The following is a 3,929-nucleotide window of genomic DNA, read 5'->3' as shown; positions in this document are numbered from 1 at the left end:
GATGGCCCACGAGGAGGGCTTCATCGCCGAGCTGCGCGGCGACCCCGCGGCGGCGTTCGACCGCCACCGCGCCGGGCTGGCGATCGCCCGCGAGCTGGCCGAGGCCCGCGCGCTCGCGCTGTCACTGGAGGGCATGGCGGGCGCGTTCGCCCTGGCCGGGGACGCGCGCCGGGCCGCGCTGCTGCTCGGGTCCGCCGACGCGGCCCGGCGCGGGGTCGGGGCTCCGCTGCCGCCCGCCGAGCGGGGCGACGTCGACCGGGTCACCGCGTCCGCGGCGTCCGCGCTCGGCGAGGCCGCGTTCGCCGAGGCCTTCGCCGAGGGCGCCCGCCTCGGCCTGGACGAGGCGGTCAGCCGTTGTACGCCGGATGGGCCAGACCGGCCTTCCGGAGGTCCTCGGCGAGACGGGTCGCGAGGTAGCGGTGGCCGTCCGGCGTCGGATGAACCCTGTCCGGCTTGACGAAGCGGGGCGCGTTCCCGGTGCCCTCGTCCCGGTCCCCGGTGATCCACCGCTCCGCGAGGGGGTCGATGAACGGGACCTTGAACTGTCCGGCGACCGTCCGCAGCCCGTCCCGCACCGCGAGGGCCCCGGCGGACGGGTGGTCGCTGCCCCACAGCGGCCCGACCAGCACGATCCGGGTGCGCGGCCAGCGCGCCCGCACCTTCTGCAGCAGCGCCAGCGCCCCGTCCGACGCCTGCGCGGGCGGGAACTTGGCGTCGTTGTGGCCGCCGGACACGATGAGCAGGGCGGGCGCGGGCCGCCATCCGAGCTGGTCCTCGAAGAGCTTGCCGAACGGGTTGTTCTTGGCGCCGGGGTTGACGAACCCGGTCCCGGACCGTCCGCCCACGATGACCTGCCAGCCCAGCAGCCGCGCGGTGGCGGCGGCGTAGGTGGTCTCGGGCTGCACGCCCTTCTCGCCGACCGTGTAGGAGTCGCCGAGGAACATCACCACGGGCGCGGACCCGGCGACCCGGTCGACGGACTTGGGCCGCTTGGAGGCCGCGGGCGCGTTCGAGGCGCACCCGCCGAGCACGAGCGGAACGCAGACCAGCAGGGACGCCGCGCTACGGCGGACGCGGCGAGACGCCATCGACAAACCACCATGATTAAGTACTTTTCCGCGCATCCTAGCGATCTCGACCAGCGGCCGGTGTCGTTTCCCGCCGCTATGATCGGCGCCCCCCAGCCCCGAACGGAGCCCCCCGATGACCACCGCCGAGCCCCCGGCCGGACCGCCGGCGGACACCCCGGCCGCGCCGCCGCCCCGGCCCCAGAACGAGACGCCGTCCTGCTACCGGCACCCCAAGCGCGAGACCTATGTCCGCTGCGTCCGGTGCGACCGCTACACCTGCCCCGACTGCCTGCGCGACGCGGCGGTCGGGCAGCAGTGCGTCGAGTGCGTCCGGGAGGGCCACCGGAGCGTCCGGCAGGCCCGGTCGGTGTTCGGCGGACGCGTGGGCGGCACCCCCTGGGTCAGCTACACGATCATCGGCCTCTGCGTCCTGGCCTACCTGGGCGAACTCGCCGCCCCCGGCATCGTGGACCGCCTGGACGCGCTCGGCACCGGCCTGCGCTCGCCGGACGGCCACTACTTCGTGGACGGCGGGCACGTCCCGCCCGGCTGGACGCAGGTGGGCATCGCGCACGGCGAGTGGTACCGGCTGATCACCTCCGCGTTCCTGCACCAGCCGCCCGGCGCCGGGTTCGGCGTCCTGCACATCGCGCTGAACATGTGGTGGGTGTGGACCCTCGGCAGGCGGACCGAGGAGATGCTCGGCTGGGCCCGCTTCGGCGCGCTCTACCTGCTCTCCGCGCTGGGCGGCTCGGTGCTGGCCTTCCTGGTCGCGCCCACGACCGGCGCGCTCGGCGCGTCCGGCGCGGTGTTCGGCCTGGCGGCGTCCTACTGGGTGTTCAGCCGCCGCCTCGGCCACGACATGCGCGCCGCCAACCAGCAGACCCTCTACGTCCTGGTCTGGTTGGTGATCTCGGCCGGGCTGACCTCCTGGCAGGGCCACCTCGGCGGCTTCCTCGCGGGCGGCGTGATCGCGGTCGCCTTCGCCTACGCCCCCAAGGCCCGCCGCGCCCTGGTCCAGGCGGCCGCCGGAGTCGCGCTCTTCGCCCTGCTCCTCGTCCTCGTGGCGGTCAAGACCTCGACCCTGACCTGACCATGCCCTGGAGACGTCCCTCGGCGGGCCTGGCCCTCGTGGCCGGGCTCGTCTACCTCAACCAGGTGCTGTTCACGGTCTACGTCCTCCGGGAGCACGGCGGGGACGTCTCCTTCGTCGCCTCCTACCTGCCGTCGGGCTGGTTCGCCCTGGCCGACGGTCCGGGCATGCGGGCCTTCGCTTCACATGTCCCGGCCCCCGGTCTGCTGGCCCTCAGCGTGCTGCGCGTGCAGGCGTTCCTGGAGCTGCCGTTCGTCCTGCTGGCGTACGGCGTCGTCCTGCGCCGGCTGTCGGTCCGGTGGTACCGCCGCCTGCTGGACGGCCCGCCCCTCTGGGCCGCCTCCGCCGTCTACACGACCGTGTTCTGCCTGGTCGAGCAGCACTTCCACAACCCCTACACGGACGCCGACATCGCCATCAGGGTCGCCTCCGCCGTCCTCACGCCGGTGTGGATCGGCTGGACGACCCGGCACGACACCGCCGTGGAACGTCCGCTCGGGGTGGTCGGGCTCGTGGCGTTCGGCGCGTACACCTGGGGGTTGGGGCAGCTCGTCCTGACCGTCTACGACACGGCCCTGCTCTACAACCTGGGCCACCTGCCCGGCCGCCTGCCCTCGGCGCTCGCCGCCTTGGCGGTCCTCGTGGGCGCGCGCCTGGTGGCGGACCGCTACGGGGAACGGGGTGAGCCCGGAGTGGCCGTCCGGACGGTGACCGCCGGGCTGTGCTGGGCGCTGGTGCTGTTCTTCGTCCCGGCCCTGGCCATCCGGTACGGCGTGAACTTCGGCTTGGCGTTGCCGTCGGCGGCGGCCGGGCTGGCGGTGTGCGTCGCGGCGGCCGTCCTCGCCCTGCGGGAGACACTGCGAGGCCAGAGCCTCAAGCGGGTGGCCGGGTGGTGCGGGCAGCTTGCTTTGGCGGCAGGCGTCGGCGGCGTGGCGGGCCTGGTGTCCCGCCACGCGGCGTCGGACACCTACTACGAGGCCGGGCTGCTCAGAAGCGCGGCCGTGGCTTTCCTGGCCGCCGTCCTCGTGTGCGCGGCGTCGGACCGGCTCAGTCGTCCAGCGGACGCAGCTCGTCGGCGTAGCTGACCGAGATCCGGCGCATCACGCCGTCGTCGCTGATGGAGTACTGGCCGAGCCGCCACAGCGGCGGCGAGTACGCGTGGATCGACACGCTCGCCTCGGCCGACCCGACGAGCCGGTGGATGTGGTCGGGGCCGAACGAGAACGACGCGCCCTCGCCGACGCGCACGCGCACGTGCTCACCGCCGATCCGCGGGTTGCACTCCTCCAGCTCGCCCGCGACCACCCGCACCGCGCCGGACGACACGTCGTGGTCGTGCCAGCCGGTGTCGTTCTCCGGCGTCCAGCACAGCAGCCACACGTCCACGTACTCGTCGCGGTGGAGCGACGCGTAGTGCCGCTCGCCGTCGGAGAAGGCGACGTGCTGCCGCCAGAGTTCGGGCCGTTCGGCCAGCTCGTCCACCAGTTCCCGCAGCTCGTGCTTGTCCAGCGGCCGGGCGGGCAGCTCCGGCAGACAGGACCTGCCCTCGATGAGAACGGCGTCAGGCGACATGGGTTCGCTCCTCTCCTCCGAGTAGGCGGTACGGGTTGGCCACGCGGAAGGCGTGGCGGGCGGCCTCACCGAGGCCGAGGTCCAGGGGGGCGGCGTAGGGGCGGTCGCTGCCGTGCACGACGACGTCCACGCCCAGCGCGCGCACGACGGCGTCGGCGGCGCGCGGCCCGTAGGAGGACGTCTCGACGAACGCG

4 protein-coding genes and 2 pseudogenes are annotated in these 3,929 nt (G+C 74.1%); 3 read left to right on the top strand and 3 right to left on the bottom strand.

The annotated features are described in order from the left end of the window. Nucleotides 1-457 (top strand): annotated as a pseudogene (locus tag AB0J52_RS31060) (hypothetical protein); the annotation flags it as partial. Here the strand turns inward: AB0J52_RS31060 and AB0J52_RS31055 are convergent. Further along, the gene (locus AB0J52_RS31055) at nt 348-1,088 is read right to left on the bottom strand and encodes an SGNH/GDSL hydrolase family protein (RefSeq protein WP_500186275.1); all 741 of its coding nucleotides are present in this window, start codon (nt 1,086-1,088) and stop codon (nt 348-350) included. The pseudogene AB0J52_RS31060 and the gene AB0J52_RS31055 overlap by 110 nt on opposite strands. Before the next feature lie 115 nt (nt 1,089-1,203). Here AB0J52_RS31055 and AB0J52_RS31050 point away from each other — a divergent pair, with 115 nt between their 5' ends. Further along, entirely contained in the window at nt 1,204-2,163 is a 960-nt protein-coding gene (locus AB0J52_RS31050; RefSeq protein ID WP_500186273.1) for a rhomboid family intramembrane serine protease, read from the top strand. Between the two features lie 2 nt (nt 2,164-2,165). After that, nucleotides 2,166-3,248 carry a hypothetical protein gene (locus AB0J52_RS31045; protein WP_500186271.1) on the top strand — a complete coding sequence of 361 codons (1,083 nt, stop codon included), beginning with the start codon at nt 2,166-2,168 and terminating at the stop codon, nt 3,246-3,248. Here the strand turns inward: AB0J52_RS31045 and AB0J52_RS31040 are convergent. After that, nucleotides 3,211-3,735, bottom strand: a complete 525-nt coding sequence (locus tag AB0J52_RS31040; protein WP_500186270.1) for a cysteine dioxygenase — start codon at nt 3,733-3,735, stop codon at nt 3,211-3,213. The two genes, AB0J52_RS31045 and AB0J52_RS31040, sit on opposite strands and share 38 nt — an antisense overlap. After that, nucleotides 3,725-3,929, bottom strand: a pseudogene (locus AB0J52_RS31035) (amidohydrolase); the annotation flags it as partial. The gene AB0J52_RS31040 and the pseudogene AB0J52_RS31035, both read right to left, overlap by 11 nt.

This window comes from Spirillospora sp. NPDC049652, assembly GCF_040675125.1.
In the GTDB taxonomy this organism is placed as follows: domain Bacteria; phylum Actinomycetota; class Actinomycetes; order Streptosporangiales; family Streptosporangiaceae; genus Spirillospora.
This window is presented reverse-complemented; position numbering and strand designations above follow the sequence as displayed.